11 protein-coding genes and 1 pseudogene are annotated in these 20,156 nt (G+C 70.9%); 10 read left to right on the top strand and 2 right to left on the bottom strand.

All coding sequences use genetic code 11. The annotated features are described in order from the left end of the window. Nucleotides 1-56: 56 nt before the first annotated feature. From V8688_RS08915 to V8688_RS08900, 4 genes are all read left to right on the top strand, one after another. Complete coding sequence (locus V8688_RS08915) at nt 57-1,256, top strand: FAD/NAD(P)-binding oxidoreductase (protein WP_218719657.1); 1,200 nt, start codon at nt 57-59, stop codon at nt 1,254-1,256. A 99-nt stretch (nt 1,257-1,355) separates the two neighbouring features. Continuing rightward, on the top strand, nt 1,356-1,565 hold the full coding sequence (locus tag V8688_RS08910; RefSeq protein ID WP_218719658.1) for a hypothetical protein: 210 nt from the start codon (nt 1,356-1,358) through the stop codon (nt 1,563-1,565). 56 nt (nt 1,566-1,621) lie between these two features. After that, the gene (locus tag V8688_RS08905) at nt 1,622-2,386 is read left to right on the top strand and encodes an aspartate/glutamate racemase family protein (RefSeq protein WP_316576149.1); all 765 of its coding nucleotides are present in this window, start codon (nt 1,622-1,624) and stop codon (nt 2,384-2,386) included. A gap of 108 nt (nt 2,387-2,494) precedes the next feature. Further along, a complete protein-coding gene (locus V8688_RS08900) occupies nt 2,495-3,235 on the top strand; it encodes a DNA alkylation repair protein (RefSeq protein WP_218719660.1) in 741 nt (246 codons plus the stop codon). Between the two features lie 16 nt (nt 3,236-3,251). Here V8688_RS08900 and V8688_RS08895 read toward each other — a convergent pair whose 3' ends face one another. Then, on the bottom strand, nt 3,252-4,307 hold the full coding sequence (locus V8688_RS08895; RefSeq protein ID WP_342800587.1) for a ferredoxin--NADP reductase: 1,056 nt from the start codon (nt 4,305-4,307) through the stop codon (nt 3,252-3,254). 37 nt (nt 4,308-4,344) lie between these two features. Beyond that, on the bottom strand, nt 4,345-4,983 hold the full coding sequence (gene mftR2 / locus V8688_RS08890; RefSeq protein ID WP_218719662.1) for a mycofactocin system transcriptional regulator MftR2: 639 nt from the start codon (nt 4,981-4,983) through the stop codon (nt 4,345-4,347). A gap of 176 nt (nt 4,984-5,159) precedes the next feature. On the opposite strand from mftR2, the gene mftA reads away from it, so the two are divergent. The 6 genes and pseudogenes from mftA to V8688_RS08860 form a co-directional block, all read left to right on the top strand. Then, entirely contained in the window at nt 5,160-5,264 is a 105-nt protein-coding gene (mftA, locus tag V8688_RS08885; RefSeq protein WP_218719663.1) for a mycofactocin precursor MftA, read from the top strand. A 2-nt stretch (nt 5,265-5,266) separates the two neighbouring features. Further along, entirely contained in the window at nt 5,267-6,760 is a 1,494-nt protein-coding gene (mftC, locus tag V8688_RS08880; protein WP_342800599.1) for a mycofactocin radical SAM maturase, read from the top strand. 139 nt (nt 6,761-6,899) lie between these two features. Beyond that, nucleotides 6,900-8,297, top strand: coding sequence for a mycofactocin biosynthesis glycosyltransferase MftF (gene mftF, locus V8688_RS08875; protein ID WP_218719664.1), 1,398 nt, complete (start codon nt 6,900-6,902; stop codon nt 8,295-8,297). Nucleotides 8,298-8,307: 10 nt separating this feature from the next. Beyond that, nucleotides 8,308-9,753 carry a mycofactocin system GMC family oxidoreductase MftG gene (gene mftG, locus V8688_RS08870; protein WP_342800586.1) on the top strand — a complete coding sequence of 482 codons (1,446 nt, stop codon included), beginning with the start codon at nt 8,308-8,310 and terminating at the stop codon, nt 9,751-9,753. A gap of 105 nt (nt 9,754-9,858) precedes the next feature. Then, a complete protein-coding gene (locus V8688_RS08865) occupies nt 9,859-11,235 on the top strand; it encodes a GAF domain-containing protein (protein ID WP_218719666.1) in 1,377 nt (458 codons plus the stop codon). 346 nt (nt 11,236-11,581) lie between these two features. After that, a pseudogene (locus V8688_RS08860) lies at nt 11,582-20,083 on the top strand (amino acid adenylation domain-containing protein); the annotation flags it as partial. Nucleotides 20,084-20,156 lie beyond the last annotated feature (73 nt).

Below are 20,156 nucleotides of genomic sequence, written 5' to 3'. Positions count from 1 at the left end.
GCGGCGGTGGCTCGCGCGAGCAGGCAGGGCGCCGCACAGGCCGAGAGGACACAGGTATGAGCGCGCCCATCGTGATCGTCGGAGCGGGTCTGGCAGGCCTGCGCACGGCGGAGGAACTACGCCGGGCCGGGTACGAGGGCGGGGTGCTGCTGCTCGGCGACGAGTCGCGTCCGCCCTACGACCGCCCGCCGCTGTCGAAGCAGTTCGTCCGCGGCGAGACCGACGACACCACCCTGCGGCCGCCGGAGTTCTTCGCGGAGAAGGATATCGAGCTGCGCCTCGGCACCGCCGTCACCGGCGTCGACACCGCCGCGCGCACGATCACCCTCGCCGACGGCAGCGACCTCGGCTACGACCAGCTGATCATCGCGACCGGGCTGCGCCCGCGCAGGCTGCCCGGGCTGCCCGAGGTGGCGGGCGTGCACGTGCTGCGCGCCCACGAGGACGCCGAGACGCTGCGCGCCGAACTGGACGGCGCGAATCGGGCGCTGATCATCGGCGCCGGTTTCATCGGCTGCGAACTGGCCGCGAGCTTCCGGGCCGCGGATGTCGCGGTGACTCTGGTCGAGCCGCAGCCGACTCCGCTGGCCTCGGTGCTCGGCGAGCGGATCGGCGGGCTGGTGGCCCGCATGCACCGCGACGAGGGCGTCGACCTGCGCTGCGGCGTCGGCGTCGACACCCTGCGGTCCGACGAATCCGGCCGGGTGCGCGGCGCGCTGCTCACCGACGGCACCGAGGTCGATGCGGACCTGGTGGTGGTCGGTGTCGGATCGGTGCCGGTGACCGACTGGCTGGCCGGTTCCGGCATCGAACTGGCCGAGGCTTCCGCCGGGGGCGGCGTGCTCGCCGACGAGGTCGGCCGCACCTCCGCGGAGGCCGTCTGGGCGGTCGGCGACGTGGCCGCCTGGCAGCACGACACCGGTGTCCGCAAGCGGGTGGAGCACTGGACCAGCGCGGGCGAGCAGGCCAAGCTGCTGGTCACCGCGCTGCTCGGCGGTGCGGCCCCGACCGCGGCCCGGGTGCCGTACTTCTGGAGCGACCAGTACGACGTCAAGATCCAGGCGCTGGGCACCCCGTCGCCCGCCGACGACGTCACCGTGGTCAGTGACGACGGCCGCAAGTTCCTGGCCTACTACTCCCGCGACGGCATCCTCACCGCCGTTCTCGGCGCCGGTCTGACCGGTCAGGTGATGAAGCTGCGCGCCAAGCTGGCCACCGACACCCCGGTGGCCGACCTGCTCGCCGCCGCGGGCTGATCCGGAAAGGTTCACAGCCGCCGCGCCGATCGATCGGGACGGCGGCTGAGAACCGGCCGACGCCGGGACCTCGTCACCGGCCTGGATTACTGTGGCGCCGTGGGGTTTACCGAGTACTCGGCCGGTGATGTCGTCTATTTCCCGGAAGGCCCGTTCAGCGGTGTCTGCGGTGTGGTCAGGGAGGTCGACGTGCGCCGCGCCACGGTGCGGCTGGAATTCGCGGAGGGGAGCGTGCACCGCGAAGGCGGTGTGCTGCGGGAACGGCGGCACACGCTGACGGTGGGCTTCGACGAGATCGAACTGGTGTAGTGCGCGGGGATACGGTCGCGGCAGGTCGATTCGCGGGCCTGTAATACGGTGGACCCGTGATCGTCGCGCTTATCGATTCCGGCCTCGGCCTGCTGCCGACGGCGGCGTGGTTGCGCACAATGCGTCCCGATGCGGATCTGCTGCTGCTGCTCGACCCCGAGGGCGCGCCCTGGGGGCCCAAGCCGGAGGACTGGGTGGTCGAGCGGGTGCTCGGTGCGGCGCGGCAGGCGCTGGAACTCGGCGCCGAAGTGATCGTGCTGCCGTGCAATACGGCGAGCGTGACCGCGCTGGCGCACGTGCGGGCCGAGGTGGGGGAGTCGGTGCCGGTGATCGGGACCGTGCCCGCCATCAAGCCGGCGGCGGCGCAGTGCCGTTCGGTGGCCGTGTGGGCGACCGCGGCGACCACCGCCAGCCGCTACCAGGCCGACCTGATCGCCCAGTTCGCCGGAGACGCCAAAGTCGTCGGGGTGGCCTGCCACGGCCTGGCCGACGCGATCGACCGCGGCGACCTGTCCGCCATCGGCGAGTCCATCGCCGACGCGGCCGCTCGCACGCCCGCCGATGTGGAGGGCGTCGTCCTGGGCTGCACGCACTATCCGCTGGTCATCGATGCCATCATCGGGGCGCTGCCGGACGGCGTTCGCCTGTTCGACAGCGCTCAGGCCGTCGCCGCGCAGACGATCCGCAAGATGGACGAACTCGGCCGCCCGACCGCCGGCACCGGCACCGTCACCGTCCGCAACAGCGGCAGGCCGGGGGAATTGCCCAGCAGTGCCGCCACTTTCGAGTCCGGCCGGGTCGTCGGCGCGCTGCCCGGCTGAGGTCGCCGAGCCGATCGGTCGGCGGACACGCCCGTCGGCGGCCGACGCGAATCTGTCGGTCCGCCGGTGTTGAATGCGAGGGAATTCCCCCGACGCCGGAGGTGCCCTGTGTCCGAGCTCCCCACCGCCGCGCAGGTGCGGGCGGCGCTCGCCGAGCGAGCCGATCCCGCCGATGCCATCCACCTCCAGCGCTTCTTCAAGACGGGCGCCGGTGAATACGGTGAGGGCGATGTCTTCCTCGGCGTTCGCGTCCCCGCCACGCGCAAGGTCGCCAAACAGTTCGCCACGCTGCCGCTGAAGCAGATCGGCGACCTGCTCGACAGCCCGGTCCACGAGGAACGGCTGGCCGCGCTGCTCATCCTGAACGCCCGCTTCGCGGCGGCGTCGAAACCGCGCACCCGCGACGACGCGGCGCGCGCGGAGATGGTCGAGTTCTACCTGGACGCGGTGCGCCGGGGCCGGGTGAACAACTGGGATCTGGTCGACGCCTCCGCCGAGAACATCGTCGGCCCGTGGCTGCTCGACAAGGACCGCGGCCTGCTGTTCGACCTGGCGCGGCGGGATTCGCTGTGGGAGCGGCGGGTGGCGTTGCTGTCGACCTTCGCCTTCATCAAGGCGGGCGATCCGAGCACCACGCTGGAACTGGCGAGCGAGCTGCTCGACGACCGCCGCGATCTCATCCAGAAGGCGCTGGGCTGGATGCTGCGCGAGATCGGCAAACGCGTCGATCCGGCGGTGCTCACCGGCTTCCTCGACGCCAACGCGGCCGGGATGGGCCGGACCGCCCTGAGCTACGCCGTCGAGCACCTGACGCCCGAGGAACGCGCCGCCTACCGCGCGCTGCGCTGAGGCGGCGCGGCCCCGCTCAGAACTGGATCTTCAGGTGGTCGGTGACCGGCCGGGCCTGGCAGCCGAGGATGTAGCCGTTCTCGATGTCCTCGGGGTCGAGGATCTCGGCGTTGGCCATCTCGACCTTGCCCTCGAGCACGGTGCAAGCGCAGGAGCCGCACTCGCCCTCCTGGCAGGAGTACGGCACGTCCAGGCCCTTGTCGAGCATGATGTCGACGAGCGTCTGCTTGCGCGGCCAGGACAGCTCGTGCACCTGGCCGTCGAGCTCCACCTCGACGGTCGCGGCGTCGGCCGCCTCTTCCTCGCTGAGGTCGACGGGAGCGTGGTCGGCGAACGGATCGCCCGCCAGCGAGTTGAAGATCTCGGCGTGGGTGCGGTTGCGCGGCACCTCGAGGGTGGCCAGCGCGTCGTGGACCAGGTCCATGAACGGCTTGGGTCCGCACATGAACGCCTCGTAGGCGGTGTAGGGCGCGACCAGGGTGGCCAGCATGTCGGCGGTCGGCAGGCCGAGCAGCGGCTCGAGCCAGTGGATGACCGACAGGCGCTGGGGATGCTTGCCCACCAGGTCGCGCAGTTCGTCGGCGAAGATCACCGAGTCGGCGTCGCGGTTGGCGTAGACGAGCACGATCTTGCCGCTGCCCTGCGACAACGCCGACTTCAGGATCGACATCACCGGGGTGATGCCGCTGCCCGCGCCGAACAGCAGCAGGTCCTCGTCGAGGTTCTTGGGGGTGAACACGCCCGAGGGCGGCAGCACCTCGAGCTCGTCGCCCGCGGAGATGTTGTCGCACAGCCAGTTCGAGCCGTAGCCGCCCTCGGTGCGCTTGACCGTCACCTTGGGCAGATCGTCGGTGAACGGCGAGCTGGCCAGCGAGTAGCAGCGGGCGACCGAGCCGGTCTGGTCGCTGGGGATGCGCAGGGTCAGGAACTGGCCCGGGGTGTAGGCCATGCGTTCGCGGAGGTCGGCGGGCACCTCGAAGACCACGGAGTGGGTGTCGGCCGTTTCGGCGATCACCGCGGCCACCCGCAGCACCACCGACCGCGAACCGTGCGGAACCTCGACTGTGGTCATGTCGTCCTCTCGAACAAAACTAGAACGTGTTTCAGTTTCATGCTAGGTCGGGACGCGCCTGCAGGGCAAGCTGCGCCTCGAGACCGGCGACCAGCACCTCCATCCCGAAGTCGTAGGAGTACTTGCCGCGCAGGTCCGCCATGTACTTCGTGGCCCGTGCCACCGCCTCGGGCAACAGCACGTCCGCCGGGGCGGAGCGGTCCCGCGGATTCACCCGGCTGCGGCCGAACAGGTAGGTGTGGATGGTCGCATACGCGGCCAGCACGTTGCGGTCGCTGAAGCCCGCGTCGAACAGGATCTCCATCACGGCGTCGATCAGGTCGAGCTGCTTGCCGAGCATCTGCTCGAGCAGGATGTCGCCCAGGCCGGGATGCCTGCGCAGTTTATCGTCTATCTGATCGATGAGGTCGCGCAGGCGCTCCTGCCACGGCCCCGACTCCCGGGTGGGCTTGCGGACCCCGAGCAGGGCCGCGCTGGCCACCAGATCGAGCAGTTCCCGCTTGTCGGCGACGTAGTAGTACGGCGCCATCGGCGAGACGCCGAGCTCGCGGGAGAGCCTGCGCATCGACAGTTTCTCCACGCCGTCCTCGCGCACGACTCGCAGTGCCGCCTCGACGATCTCCGACTCCGAGAGTGTGGAATGCGCGCCGCTCCCTGCCCCTCCGTGGTTACGCAAGCTTCCGCCTCACCTCTACTGCCACCGGACCCACCGGCGGCGTTCCCGTCCTGCTCCCGGAAGTCTAGAGGGGTGCGCCGAGGTGCTCGCGGCCATCGAGATTTTCGAATTCCGCCCCTTTATGGCAGTGACTGACGTTAAAGTCGGCGGTGACCGGCAACACAATGGAGGTAGTCATGCCCGAGAACGCAACGCCTGCGACCGTCGAATCCGACGAAGACCTGGTCACCGAGACGCTGATCGAAGAGGTCAGCATCGACGGCATGTGCGGCGTGTACTGACCATGGAGGCAGGCGTGCTCGATCTCGACACCCGCTGGGCGCTGCATCCGCGCGTCTCGCTGCGCCCGGAGTCCTTCGGTGCGCTGCTGTACCACTTCGGCACTCGCAAGCTCTCGTTCCTCAAGAGCCGCGATCTGGTCGACGTGGTGCAGTCGCTGCCTGCTCACGCCTCGGTGCGGGACGCGCTGCGAGCCAAAGGCGTCGGCGCGTCCGACGCCCACATCAAGGCGCTGGCGCAGCTGGCCGACACCGACATGATCGTGCCCGCGCCGGGCCCGGTCACGCCGGTGACACCGGTGAGCCTGCCTGCCTCCACGGACACCACCCAGGGCGGCAAGCTGATCGACCGGTTCGAATCCGGTCTGGCGGCGCCGATCTGCCTGACCTGGGAACTCACCTACGCGTGCAACCTGTCCTGCGTGCACTGCCTGTCCTCGTCGGGTCGCCGCGACCCGAACGAGCTGACGACCGAGCAGTGCAAGGCGCTCATCGACGAGTTCGAGCGCATGCAGATCTTCTACGTCAACATCGGCGGCGGTGAGCCGACGGTGCGACCCGACTTCTGGGAGCTGGTCGACTACGCGACCGCCCATCATGTCGGGGTCAAGTTCTCCACCAACGGCGTTCGCATCAACGAGGAGGTCGCCGCGCGGCTGGCCGCCAGCGACTACGTCGACGTGCAGATCTCCCTCGACGGCGCCGACGCCGCGGTCAACGACGCCGTGCGCGGCCCCGGCTCCTACGACACCGCGATCCGCGCCCTGGAGAACCTGCACAACGCGGGGTTCAAGGACGCCAAGCTCTCGGTCGTCGCGACCCGGCACAACATCGCCCAGCTCGACGAATTCAAGGCCATCGCCGACCGTTACGGCGCGACCCTGCGGCTGACCCGCCTGCGTCCGTCCGGCCGCGGCGCCGACGTCTGGGACGAGCTGCACCCGCTGCCCGAACAGCAGCGCGAGCTCTACGACTGGCTCGTCGCCAACGGCGAGGGCGTGCTGACCGGCGACTCGTTCTTCCACCTGTCGGCGTTCGGTTCCGCGCTGCCGGGCCTGAACATGTGCGGCGCGGGCCGGGTGGTGTGCCTGGTCGATCCGGTCGGTGACGTCTACGCCTGCCCGTTCGCCATCCACGACCGGTTCAAGGCCGGAAACATCGTCGCCGACGGCGGTTTCGACGCGGTGTGGACCACCTCGGAGCTGTTCGCCCAACTGCGCGAGCCGGTCGACGGCGGCGCCTGCACCAAGTGCTCGCACTACGACGCGTGCCGCGGCGGCTGCATGGCGGCGAAGTTCTTCACCGGCCTGCCCGCCAACGGTCCCGACCCGGAATGCGTGCAGGGCTATGGCGAAGCGGCACTGTCGATGCCGGGCCGCACGATTCCGCGACCCGCGGTCGATCATTCGCGCCCGGTCCGTACCCGTGGTCGGGTCTCGCTGCCGTTGACGGTCAAGCGCGCTCCTGCCAAGGCGTGCAACGAGAGTCCACTCGGATAGACGGGTCGGTTGCCGAAAGTGCGCTGCCGATCTTGTTGACGCGCCCGGATATCGGTCACGGCGGCATTTCTGGCGGACTTTCCTCCTTTTTTGTGGGGTGATGATGTCTGCGAGCTCGAGTGCGCATAGCATGCGAGGAATGCGCCATGATCGTCTGCCCGACGGCTTCGGGGTACGGATCGATCCACGGGTACGCGCATTTTCCGGGGGTCGGATCCTGATCGGTGGATCGCCCGCGCGGATGCTGCGCCTGGCCCCGGAGGCCGCCGAGCTGATCGGCGACGGGTACCTGGAGGTGACCGATACCAAGTCCGCGATCGTCGCCCGCCGGCTGCTCGATTCCGGTGTGGCGAACCCGCGGCCGCGGCTGCTGCCCTCGCTCGACGACATCACCGTCGTCATCCCGCTGTACAACAACGCCGACGGGTTGATGCGGCTGCTGGCCACGCTGCGTGGGCACAACGTGATCGTCGTCGACGACGGTTCCGACGAGCCGGTGCGGATCCCGCCCCGGCAGGGCCGTGGGCAGGTGACGGTGCTGCGGCACGAGTCCCCGCTCGGCCCGGCCGCCGCGCGCAACGCCGGATTACGGGCGGCCACAACGGGCTTCGTCGCGTTCCTGGACTCCGACGTGGTGCCGCGCAGCGGCTGGCTCGAGGTGATGCTCGGGCACTTCAGCGATCCGCAGGTGGCGCTGGTCGCGCCGCGGATCGTCGCGCTGGACAAGGAGTCCAACGCGCTGGCCCGCTACGAGCACACCCGGTCCTCGCTGGATCTGGGCAGACGCGAGGCGGCGGTGCACGCGCGCGGAGTCGTGTCGTACGTGCCGAGCGCGGCCCTGCTGACCCGGCGCGCGGCGCTGCTCAACGAGGGCGGCTTCGACGAGTCGATGCAGGTGGCCGAGGACGTCGACCTGTGCTGGCGGCTGGAACGGGCGGGCTGGCGGCTGCGCTACGAGCCCGCCGCGCACGTCGCCCACGACCATCGGGTGGCATTCCGTGCGTGGTTCGGCCGAAGGTTGTTCTACGGCACCGGCGCCGCGCCGCTGGGCAAGCGGCACGCGGGCATGGTTTCGCCGCTGTCGGTGCCGACCTGGACCGTGCTGGCGAGCATCCTGTTCGCGACGCTGTCCAAATGGGGCCTGCTCGGTGGGCTGGTCACGTTGGCCACCGCGCTGGTGCGGATGCGGCGGGTGTTCACCGAACTGGACAACCCCACGCGCATCGCGGCGGTGTATCTGGCGCGCGGCTATTTCGCCGGAATGTGGCGGCTGGCTTCGGCGATGTGCCGGGACTATTGGCCGGTGACGCTGATCGCGGTGCTCGCTTCCCGGCGGATTCGCAAGATCGCGATCACCATGGCCCTGGCCGACGGGCTGGCCGACTGGTTCACCCATCGCGACGCCGGCGGGCTCGATCCGGTGCGCTATGTCGCCTACAAGCGTCTCGACGACGTGGCCTACGGCAGTGGCCTGTGGCTCGGCGTGATCAGGGCGCGCAGCTTCGAGGCGCTCAAGCCGAGCGTGCCGCCGCGCTGAGTTCGGCCGCGTGACGAACACACTCGTCGTCGGCGCCGGCTCGGCCGGCTGCGTGGTCGCGGCCGAGCTCAGCGCAGACCCGGCGCACACGGTCAACGTGTTCGAGGCGGGTCCGGTCTGGCCGTCGGCGGCCGCGATGCCCGCCGACCTGCTCGATCCGGGCCGGCTGCCGGTCGGCCCGGAATCCGCCGTGGTGTGGCGGTATCCGGGGAACATCGTGCGGGGCAAGCTGATCGGCGGCTCGGGTGCGATCAACGGCTGCTATTTCGTCCGCCCGCCCGCCGCCGACTTCGCGGCCTGGAGCGCGGCGGCGGACAGTGCGCTGTGGTCGTTCGACGCGGTGCTGCCGTTCCTGCGCGGGCTGGAGACCGACCACGATTTCGGCACCGCGCCCGGTCACGGCACCACCGGCCCGATCCCGATCCGCCGCACGACCGAGCCGACCCCGGTCAGCGTGGATTTCGCCACCCGATGCGCGGCGGCGGGCTTCGCCGAGATCGCCGATCTGAACGCGCCACACCCCGAAGCACTTCCGCCCGGCCGAGAACACGGCGCCGCCGCGGTCCACCCGGGGGAGGCGGTCGGCTTCGGACGCGTGCCGTTGGCGATCGCGCACGGTCGCCGAGCGGGCACCGCGATCACTCATCTCTATCCCGCGCTCGCCCGCCCGAACCTCACGATCGCCGCCGCGACGACGGTGACCCGCCTGGTGTCGCACGGCGCCAGAGTGCTCGGCGTCGAATGGGCGCGCGGTCGCGAACGCGGCACGGCCTACGCCGACCGGGTGATCCTGTGCGCGGGCGCGGTGGAATCGGCCGCGCTGCTGATCCGCTCGGGGATCGGCCCGGAACCGCTCCTGCGCTCGCTCGGCATCCCGGTGGTGCGGCCCGCGCCGGTGGGGCAGTGGTGCACCGACCATCCCGAGATCGGTGTCGAGTACCCGGGCCCGACGCCGACGGCGAGCACGGTCGCCCTCGAATACGTCCTGGAACTCGGCGACCTCGAACTGCGCCCGTATACCCCGATGTTCACGCCCGGCCTGCGCAGGCTCGGCGTCGCGCTGATGCTGCCGGAGGCATCCGGCACGCTCGGCCTCGTCTCCGCCGACCCGGCCGTTCCCGCCCGGATCGACCAGGGCTATCTGCGCGCCGCCGTCGATCGGGATCGCCTGCGCGCGGGGGTCGAACTCGCCGGGCGGATTCTCGGGCGGACGCCGGGCACCGTCGACGATGCCTGGCTACGCTCGCATCTGGGGACGTCCCAGCACCTTTCCGGCACCTGCCGGATGGGCCCCGCCGACGACCCGCGCGCCGTCGTCGACGATCGCGGCCGGGTGCACGGCATCGAGGGTCTGACGGTGGCCGATCTGTCGATCGTGCCGGTCCCCTTGCGCCGCGGTCCGCAGGCCGCGACGGTGCTGCTCGCCACAGTGATAGCGCGTCGACACCGGGTGTGACGAAGTGACATCTGCTACCACAATGTGACCTGCGGGACAAACCCACACTTCTGGCGAGGCTGCCGATAACTCACCGGTACAGTTTGTAGCGGGAAAGAAAGGCAAATGGTCAGCAATCTCGCAGGTGGGCGGCCCCCACGGCAGGCGGCGGAGTCGGGCGCACAGCTCGGAGCTCTGGAAGCCTATGCCGCACAGGCCCATGGTTTTCTCAGTGCCGGTGGTGACCAGCTGACCCAGCTGGCCGGCCTGTTGCGTCCGCTCGTTCTCGAGTCCTGGTTGCGCAGTACGCGTGGCGGAATCGATCCGACGGACATACTCGACGGTCGCGGTCTTCGTGGTGCCGATCTGGTGCGTTATCGGGATGCCCATCCCATCGCCGCACTGATGCCACTCATCGACAAACTGCTGGTCCAGGACGCGGCGCGGGCTGGACTGATCGTGACGGTCGCCGACCAGTTCGGTCGTGTGCTGTCGGTGCACGGCCATCCGGAGCAGGTCGCCGCCGCCGCCGAGATCGGCGTGCGCGAAGGCGACGATCTGAGCGAGCGCCGGATCGGCACGAACGCGGTCGGTCTCGTCGTGCGCACCGGTCGCGCGACATGGATCCACGGACCCGAGCATTTCCTCCATCGGATGCATCAGATCACCGGCGCGGCGGCCCCCGTGCACGAGCCGGACGGCCGATTGATCGGCGTGCTGATGATTGCCGGCGGGATGCGGGTGGCCAAGCCTGAAATCCTCGCTCTGGTCAAAGCCGCGGCGACGGCCGCCGAGATGGATCTGGTGCTGCGGGCGATGCGCGCCGGCCGCGGGGTCCCCGCGGCCGAGCCGAACCGCCCGGGCGAGCAAGCCGCCGACGCGGAACCGGCCCGGCTCGGGCTCGAGGTCCTCGGGCTCGGCCAGCCGCAACTGAGTGTGGCGGGGGAGCGGGTATCGCTGTCGCAACGCCATGCCGAGATCCTGCTGTTGCTCACCGAGCATCCCGAGGGGCTCGGCGCCGATCATCTGGCGCTGCTGCTCGACGACACCGATCTCGACAACGGCACCATCCGCGCGGCGATGTCGCGCCTGCGGTCGGTGATCGGCGCGACGGTCGTCGGATCGCGCCCATACCGTCTGCGCGTCCATGTCGCAACCGATGTGGAGGCCCTGCGGGCCGCGCTCGACTCCGGTGATATCGAATCCGCATTGCGCTTGTATGCCGGTCCGGTGCTCCCCAGATCGTCGGCTCCGGGCATCTGCGACATCCGAGACGAGCTTCGGGTGCGGTTGCGCACCGCCGTGCTCGCGTCCGCCGATCCCGGCGTGCTGCGCCGGTGGACCGCGGGCCCGGAAGGTCGCGACGACGCCGCCGCGTGGGCCGCGTACCGGTCCACCGTCGACCGCGATTCGCCACTGTATGCGCAGATCGAGGCCAAGATCCGGGTGCTCGATCGGCGCCTCGGTGCCGATGCAACGCAGATGCAACGTTTCGGCTCATAGTCTCCCGTTCTGAAAGTGTGGTAGCTCACACATCTGGCGTAGATGTGGTGTGGCACACACTGATGCCCAGGTCGCGGCAACCTCCCCGGAGAGACTGGACGTTCGTCCGATTTTTTTAGCGGAAAAAGTTTCTTTTTATTAACTGACCGCCTAGTGTCTGCAATGCATGGACAGGCAGCCATGTGATGTAAGTGACATAGCCGGGGCGCGAGGTTCGGGCCGCGGCCGCGATGTTGGAGGAACGATCAACAGCTAGGCACCCCGCGACGGACACAGTGGTTCGTCGCGCCGGCGGTCCACCGGGCCGTCGATCTCGTCCACATGATCTGTCGGGGATCCTGCGCGAGTGTGGCGGTTGCGCCCACTGCGCTCACAGGCGAATTTCTCGCTCCACGGAGTACCTCAGGTGTCTTCGTGCTGCCCGAAAACGGTTCGCCTCTGCTTTTTTTCGCGATTCGAGGAGGCTCTGGTGCACGGTACGGAGTTGGGTGGGTTCAGCGCGCGACCGCAGGAAGCGGAGGTCGCCGCCACGGCGTCGGCACCGTTCCCGCTGACACCGGCCCAGCTGGGAGTCTGGTACGCGCAGCTGCTCGACCCCGAGGTCCCGATCACCATCGCCCAGTACGTCGACATCACCGGTGAGCTGGATGCGGCTGTGCTGCAACAGGTCACGGCCGAGGCGGCGCACACCTACGGTTCCCCGCTGGTGCGCATCGGCGAATCCGACGGTGTCCCTTACCAGGTCGTCGACCACACCATCCCGGTCGAGAACGAGCTGCCGCTGATCGATCTGCGCCACCACGACGACCCCGTCGCCGCCGCCCACGAGTGGATGCGCGCGGAGTTCGGCGCGCCGCTGGACCTGCTCACCGACCGGCTGGTGGCGGGCGCGGTGCTGCGCGTCGGCGAGGACCGCTGGTTCTGGTACCTGCGCGGACACCACATCGTGCTCGACGGCTACGGCGCCTTCACCAATTCCCAGCGCATCGCCGAGCTCTACACCGCCCGCGTGCTCGGCACCGAGGTCAAGGCGGCAGCCCCGGGCGACCTGGCCGACCTCGTCGACGGCGAACAGCGCTACCGCGAGAGCACCCGCTTCGCCAACGACCGCGAGCACTGGGCCCAGCGCATCGCCGGCCTGGACAGCCCGACCAGCCTCGACAGCCGTACCGCGCCGCGCGCCGCGATCAACCTGGTGACCGGCGGCAGGCTCTCCGAGAAGCTGGTCGATCGGCTGGAAACCATTGCCGCCAGTGATGATTCGACCATCTCGGCGGTGCTGCTGGCCGCCTTCGCCGCCTACCTCGGCCGGCTCACCGACCGCCCGGACGCGGTGCTCAGCCTGCCCGTCACCGCGCGCACCACCGCGGTGATGCGCCGCTCGGCGGGCATGCTGTCCAATATCGTGCCGCTGCGCCTGCCCACCGGCGCCGCCGGGGCCCCCACCACCTGGGGCGAGCTGCTGCGCGCGGCCCGCGTCGAGGTGGCCGGCGCGCTGCGGCATCAGCGCTACCGCGCCGAGGACATCCGCCGCGACGCCGAGGACGACGGCCGCCCCGCCCGGCGCGCGCTGTTCGGCCCGCTCGCCAACTTCATGCTCTTCCGCAGCGACCTCACCCTCGGCACCACCACCGGCCGCTACCGGGTGCTGTCCACCGGCCCCATCGAGGACCTGAGCCTCAACGTCTACTACGGCGATCGCGATCGCGTACACGTCGACTTCGAGGCCAACCCGCACCTCTACGACGCCGACACCCTGGCCCGGCATCATTCCCGATTCCTCGGTTTCCTCGAGCGCCTCGCCGCCGCCGACCTGGACACCGCGATCGGCGCGATCGAAGTGGCGACCGAGCTGGAACTCCAGGTCAGCACCAAGATCTGGAACGCGACCGGTTTCGACGTCGCGGCCGCCCTGGCCGAGCGCGCGGTGGCGTCGGCGACGCTGCCCGCGCTGTTCGAGGCCCAGGTCGCCCGCACCCCCGACGACGTCGCCGTGCGGATGGCGGGCGAGGACGCCGCCACCCTGACCTACCGCGAGCTGGCCCAGCAGGTGAACCGGCTGGCCCGGCGTCTGCGCGCCGACGGCATCGGCCCCGAATCGCTGGTGGCGCTGAGCATTCGGCGCTCGCCGGAGCTGGTCGTCGCCATGTACGCGGTGCTCGCCGCCGGTGCGGCCTACGTGCCGATCGACCCCGATCACCCCGCTGAGCGGATCGCCCACATCCTGGCCACCGCCGCCCCGGCCGCCGTCCTGACCACCTCCCGCGACGGCGCGCCCGGCGCCGACGCGCTGCCGGTGCTGGCCGTGGACGCGCTCGAGCTGACCGACTACGCCGACACCCCGCTGACCGACGCCGACCGCACCGCGCCGCTGCGCCCCGGCCATCCCGCCTACGTCATCTTCACCTCCGGTTCGACCGGTCTGCCCAAGGGCGTCGCGGTCGAGCACGCCGCGATCGTCAACCGGCTGGTGTGGATGCAGCAGGCCTACCGGCTGCACGGCGTCGACGTGGTGCTGCAGAAGACCCCGATGACCTTCGACGTCTCGGTGTGGGAGTTCTTCTGGCCCTTGCAGATCGGCGCGACGTTGCTGCTCGCGGAGCCCGACGGGCACCGGGATCCCGGCTACTTGCGCGGCGTGATCGCCGAATACGGCGTCACGGTCGCGCATTTCGTGCCATCGATGCTGGAAGCCTTTCTCGCCCAGCAGGAGATCGCCGAGCACTCCTCGCTGCGACTGGTCTTCGCCTCGGGTGAGGCACTGCCCGCCGCCCTGGCGCAGCGGCTGCGGCTGCTCACCGGAGCGCGGCTGCACAACCTGTACGGTCCGACCGAGGCCGCCGTCGACGTCACCTTCCACGAGGTGAACGACGCGGACCGGACCACGGTGCCGATCGGCGCGCCGGTGTTCAACACCCGGCTCCATGTTCTCGACTCGCGGCTGCGGCCGGTACCGGTCGGGGCTCCGGGTGAGCTGTATCTGTCGGGGGTACAGCTCGCCCGGGGTTATGTCGGCAGGCCCGAGCTGACGTCCGGGCGGTTCGTCGCCGACCTGGACGCGCCGGGCGAGCGGATGTACCGCACCGGCGACCTGGTCCGCTGGACCACCAACGGTGAACTGGAATACCTGGGCCGCACCGACTTCCAGGTGAAGCTGCGCGGTCTGCGGATCGAGCTCGGCGAGATCGAGGCCGTGCTCGAAGGCGTCGAGGGCGCGGTGCGCGCCGTCGTCGTCGTGCGTGGCGACGCGGGCGTCGGCGAACAGCTGGTCGCCTATGTGGTGGAGGCCGAGCCGGGCGCGGTCGCGGTGGAACTGCTGCGCGAGGCCGCGCTGCGCGCGCTGCCCGCGTACATGGTGCCCGCCGCGTTCGTACTGCTCGACGCCCTGCCGGTGAACGCCTCCGGCAAACTCGACCGCAAGGCGCTGCCCGCGCCCGCCCGCACCGTCGTCGCCTACGCCGAGCCCGCCGGGCCGGTGGAACAGACGGTGGCCAGGGTGTTCGGCGAGGTGCTCGGGATCGAGCGGATCGGCCGGGACGACGACTTCTTCGCCCTGGGCGGCAACAGCCTGGTGGCTACCCAGGTGGCGGCCCGGCTCGGCGCCGATCTCGGGATCCGGCTGGGGGTGCGCGATCTGTTCGGCGCCACCACCCCGGCCCGGTTGGCCGCCGCGGTCGCCGAGCGCGCCGACGCCGGCGTCACGGCCCAGCTGCCGGTGCTCGCGGCCGGACCGCGCCCCGCGCTGATCCCGCTTTCGCCCGCGCAGCAGCGGATCTGGTTCCTCAACCGCTTCGATCCGTCCGCGCCCGGCTACAACATGCCGTTCGTGGTCCGGATGCGCGGCGCCGCGAATCTGTCCGCGCTGGTCACCGCGCTGACCGCCGTCGTCGAACGGCACGAGGCGCTGCGCACCGTGTTCCCCGCGGTCGATGTGCCCGGCGGGGAGGTGGCCGAGCAGGTCGTGCGCGACGCCGGGATCGTCCGCATCGACGAGCCGACCACGGTCGACGTGGCCGAGCTCGACGCCGAACTCGCCCGATTCGCCGCCGCCGGTTTCGATCTGGAACACGAGGCGCCGTTCCGGGCGCGGATCTTCGTCGTCGCGGGCGATGCGGCGGGTGAGTGCGCGCTGGCCGTCGTGCTGCATCACATCGCGGCGGACGGTGTGTCGCTGCAGGTCCTGGTGCGCGACGTGCTCACCGCCTACCAGGCCGCGACCGCGCGGCTCACGCCCGGCTGGGCGCCGCTGAGCGTGCAGTACGCCGACTACGCCCTGTGGCAGCGCGAACTGCTCGGCTCGGAGACCGATCCGCAGTCGCTGGCCTCGCGCGAGATCGCCTTCTGGGAGCGGACACTGGCGGGCCTGCCGGATCAGCTGGAGCTGCCCTCGGCCCGGCCGCGACCGGTGACGCCGAGCATGCGCGGCGCCCGGACCGGCTTCACCATCGGCGCCGGCCTGCACCGGCAGCTGACCGAGCTGGCCAACGAGGCGGGCGCGTCGCTGTTCATGGTGCTGCACACCGCGCTGGCCGTGCTGCTGGCCCGGCTCAGCGGCACCAGCGACATCGCCATCGGCACCGGCGTCGCCGGCCGTGGTGACCGGGCGATCGACGATCTGATCGGCATGTTCGTCAACACGCTCGTGCTGCGCACCGAGATCGACCCCGCCGCGAGCTTCACCGCCGCGCTCGAGCACACCCGCGAAACCGATCTGGCCGCGTTCGCGCACGCCACCGTCCCGTTCGACCGGCTCGTCGACGTGGTCAACCCGGCGCGCTCGCAGGCCCGCCATCCGCTGTTCCAGGTGGCGCTGAACTTCCAGGCCGGGCTGGACACCCGCTTCGAGCTGGGCGGCACGCCGGTATCGGTGCACGAGATCGAACTCGACATCACCAAGTTCGACTTGCAGCTCACCCTCGACGAACGTCGCGGCGCCGCGGGCGAACCCGCGGGCATCGACGCCGTCGCCCTCTACGCCACCGACCTGTTCGACGACGCCGAGATCGTCGCGCTGGGCGCGCGGTTCGTGCGACTACTCGCCGCGGCCGTCGCCGCCCCCGCCACCGCGGTCGGTGACCTGCCGCTGCTGTCGCCAGCCGAGCACGCCCGCTTCACCGGTATGCGTGGTGCGCCCGTCACCGCCACCGGTCTGCTCCCCGACCTGTTCGCCGCCGCCGTCGCGGCCGGTCAGGACCGGATCGCGGTCACCGACGGCGATCGTGCCCTCACCTACCGCGAGCTCGACCGCGCGTCCTCGCGCCTGGCCAGGGTGCTGGTGGACGGGGGGGTCGGCCCCGACGACATCGTCGCGGTCGGGATTCCGCGCTCCGTCGAATCGGTGCTCGCCGTGTGGGCGATCGCCAAGGCCGGCGCGGCCTGGCTGCCCGTCGATCCGAGCTACCCGCTCGATCGGATCACCCATATGGTGACCGATTCCGGCGCGCGAGTGGGTCTTACGGTGTCCGAGGCGCAGTCCGCGCTGCCCGGCCCGACCGACTGGCTGGTGCTCGACGAGCTGAAGCTGATGGCCGAGTGCGCGGCGCGTTCCAGCGATCCGATCACCGACGCCGACCGGGTGCGGCCGCTGCGCCCCGCGCACCTGGCCTACGTCATCTACACCTCCGGCTCCACCGGCCTGCCCAAGGGCGTGCTGGTGACTCAGGCGGGCATCGCCGGTTTCGCCGCCGAGGAATCCGAGCGGATGTTCGGTACCGCCGACGCACGGGTGCTGCAGGTCGGGTCGCCCTCGTTCGACATCTCGGTGATGGAGTTGCTGCTCGCGGTGAACTCGGCCGCCACCCTGGTGATCGCGCCGACGGGCCGTCACGTCGGCGCCGAACTGGCGCAGCTGCTGGCCGAGGAGAAGGTCACCCACGCGCTGATGACCCCCTCGGGTCTGGCCGTGCTCGATCCCGAACAGCTCGACGACCTGCGCATGGTGATGGTCGGCGGCGAGGCCTGCCCGCCGGACCTGGTCGCGCGCTGGACCGAAGGCTCGGTGTCCCGGGCGTTCGTGAACGCCTACGGCCCGTCCGAGACGACCGTCGCGACCAATATCAGCGCACCGCTCACGGCGGATTCGCCGCTGACGCTGGGTACGCCGCTGCGCGGCATCGCGCAGTGGGTGCTCGACGACCGGTTGCGGCCGGTGCCCGCCGGGGTCGCCGGTGAGCTGTACGTCGCCGGGGCCCAGGTGGCGCGCGGCTACCGTAGCCGGGCCGCGCTCACCGCGGGCCGCTTCGTCGCCTGCCCGTGGGAGCCGGGTGCGCGCATGTACCGCACCGGTGACCTGGTGCGCTGGACGGCCGACGGCACTCTGGAGTACCTGGGCCGCAACGACGATCAGGTGAAGCTGCGCGGCTTCCGGATCGAGCTCGGCGAGATCGAGGCGGCGCTGCTCGCCCAGCCGTCGGTGCGCCGGGCCGTGGTCCTGGTGCGAGCCGACGCGCATCGCGGTGATCAGCTGGTGGCCTACGTGGTGCCGAACCCCGAACCGGCCGTGCCGGATCTGGGCGCCGAACTCACCGCGACGCTGCGCGCCACCCTTGCCGCGCACATGGTCCCCTCGGCGTTCGTCGTGCTCGACGCGCTGCCGCTGACCCCGAACGGCAAGCTCGACCGCCGCGCGCTGCCCGCACCCGTCTTCGCCGCCCGCGCCTTCCGCGCGCCGGCCGAGGGCACCGAGACCGTGGTGGCCGAGGTGTTCGGCGAGGTGCTCGGTCTCGCGCGGGTCGGCGCCGACGACGACTTCTTCGCCCTCGGCGGCAATTCGCTGGTCGCCACCCAGGTGGCTTCTCGCCTGGGTGCCGCGCTCGGCGTCACGGTCTCGCTGAAGACGCTGTTCGAGGCGCCGACCGTTACCGCCCTCGCGGCCGCGCTCGGCACGGCCGAGACCACCGCGACCCGGCCGCCGCTGGTGGCGGGCGAACGGCCGCAGCGCATTCCGCTGTCCTACGCGCAGCAGCGCATGTGGTTCCTCAACCAGTTCGACGCCGACTCGGTCGCCGACAATATCGCCGCCGCGATCCGGCTGACCGGCACCATCGACCATGCCGCCATGACCGCCGCGGTCGCCGCGGTCTTCGCCCGGCACGAGGCGCTGCGCACCCGCTACCCGGCGGTCGACGGCATCCCCTTCCAGCAGATCCTCGGCGCCGACCAGCTGACCATCACGCTCGAGCCCGAGACCATCGACCCGGCCACGCTCGACGACCGCGTGCGCGCCCTGGCCGGGGTGCCGTTCGCGGTGGACCAGGAACCGCCGGTGCGTCTGCGCCTGCTGCGCATCGGCGCCGACCAGCACGTGCTCGTGCTGGTGCTGCACCACATCGCCGCCGACGGCTGGTCGGTCGCGCCGCTGACCCGCGACGTGATGGTGGCCTACGCCGCCCACCTGGCCGGTGCCGCGCCGCGATGGACGCCGCTGCCCGTGCAGTACGCCGACTTCGCGCTGTGGCAGCGCGAAGCCCTCGGCGCCGAGGACGACCCGGACTCGCCGATGGCGCGCCAGATCAATTTCTGGACAACCGAACTCGCCGGACTGCCCGATGTGCTCGCGCTGCCCGCCGACCGCCCCCGCCCTGCCGTCGCCTCGGGCCGCGGCGCCCGGCACACCTTCGCGGTGCCCGCCGCGCTCACCGAGCGGCTGCGCGCCCTCGCCACCGATGCCCAGGCCTCGCTGTTCATGGTGCTGCACGCCGCGTTCGCCACCACCTTGGCGAAACTGTCCGGGCAGCAAGACATCTCGATCGGCACCCCGGTGGCCGGTCGTGGCGACCGGGCGCTCGACGAGCTCGTCGGCATGTTCGTCAACACCCTGGTGCTGCGTACCCGGATCGACCTCGCCGCCACCTTCGCCGACCTGGTCGGCACGGTGCGCGAGGGCGATCTGCGCGCGCTGGCCAACACCGACGTCACCTTCGACCGGCTGGTCGAGACGCTCAACCCCGAGCGCTCCACCGCCCGGCACCCGTTGTTCCAGGTGATGCTCGACTTCCAGAACAACTCCAGGACCGAACTCGAACTGGCCGGGCTGACCGCCGCGGAGATCGAGATCGACACCCGCACCGCCAAATTCGACCTGCAGCTGACGCTGCGCGAGACCACCGACGGCCTGCTCGCCCGCTTCGAGTACGCCACCGACCTGTTCGACGCGCAGACCATCACAGATTTCGGTACCCGCCTGCTGCGGGTGCTGGAAACGGTGAGCGCCGATCCCAGCGTCGTGATCGGCGACATCGACCTGCTCGGCGCCGCGGAGCGCACCCGGATCCTCGAGACCTGGAACGCCACGGCGTACCCGGTCGACGAGACGATGACGCTGGTGTCGCTGTTCGCGGCGCAGGCGGCGCGTACCCCGGGTGCGACCGCGGTGACCTGCGCGGACGAATCGCTCACCTACGGCGAGTTCACCGAGCGGGTGAACCGCCTCGCCCGCCTGCTGATCTCGATCGGCGTGCGGCCCGACCGCACCGTGGCCCTCGGGATGCGCCGCTCGACCGACCTGATCGTGGCCATGTATGCCGTGCTCGCCGCCGGCGGCGCCTACGTGCCGCTGGACCCCGAGCACCCGGCCGAGCGCCTGGCGCACGTCATCGACGCCGCCGCGCCGGTGTGCGTGCTCACCCGCGCCGCCGACGAACTGGATCTCCCCGCGACGACGTCGGTCGCGGTGCTCGACCTCGAGCAGCTCGACACCACCGACTACCCGGCCGAACCGATCACCGACGCCGACCGGCTGGGCACCCTCACCCCGGCCCATGCCGCCTACTTGATCTTCACCTCCGGCTCGACCGGCAAGCCCAAGGGCGTCGTCGTCTCGCACGCCGCGATCGTCAACCGTCTGGTGTGGATGCAGGACGCCTACCGGCTCACCGCGGCCGACACGGTCCTGCAGAAGACCCCGGCGNGTCAACCGTCTG

Source organism: Nocardia sp. No.11, assembly GCF_038752175.1.
Taxonomy (GTDB): domain Bacteria; phylum Actinomycetota; class Actinomycetes; order Mycobacteriales; family Mycobacteriaceae; genus Nocardia; species Nocardia canadensis.
Note: the sequence above shows the minus strand (reverse complement) of the source record. Positions and strands in the feature narration are given on the sequence as shown.

What these genes read in the sequence shown, in the direction of transcription:
- V8688_RS08915 (WP_218719657.1), top strand. Translation starts at nt 57, where the DNA reads ATGAGCGCGCCCATCGTGATCGTCGGAGCGGGTCTGGCAGGCCTGCGC.
- V8688_RS08865 (WP_218719666.1), top strand. Translation starts at nt 9,859, where the DNA reads ATGGTCAGCAATCTCGCAGGTGGGCGGCCCCCACGGCAGGCGGCGGAG.
- mftF (WP_218719664.1), top strand. Translation starts at nt 6,900, where the DNA reads ATGCGCCATGATCGTCTGCCCGACGGCTTCGGGGTACGGATCGATCCA.
- mftC (WP_342800599.1), top strand. Translation starts at nt 5,267, where the DNA reads ATGGAGGCAGGCGTGCTCGATCTCGACACCCGCTGGGCGCTGCATCCG.
- mftA (WP_218719663.1), top strand. Translation starts at nt 5,160, where the DNA reads ATGCCCGAGAACGCAACGCCTGCGACCGTCGAATCCGACGAAGACCTG.
- V8688_RS08895 (WP_342800587.1), bottom strand. Translation starts at nt 4,307, where the DNA reads ATGACCACAGTCGAGGTTCCGCACGGTTCGCGGTCGGTGGTGCTGCGG.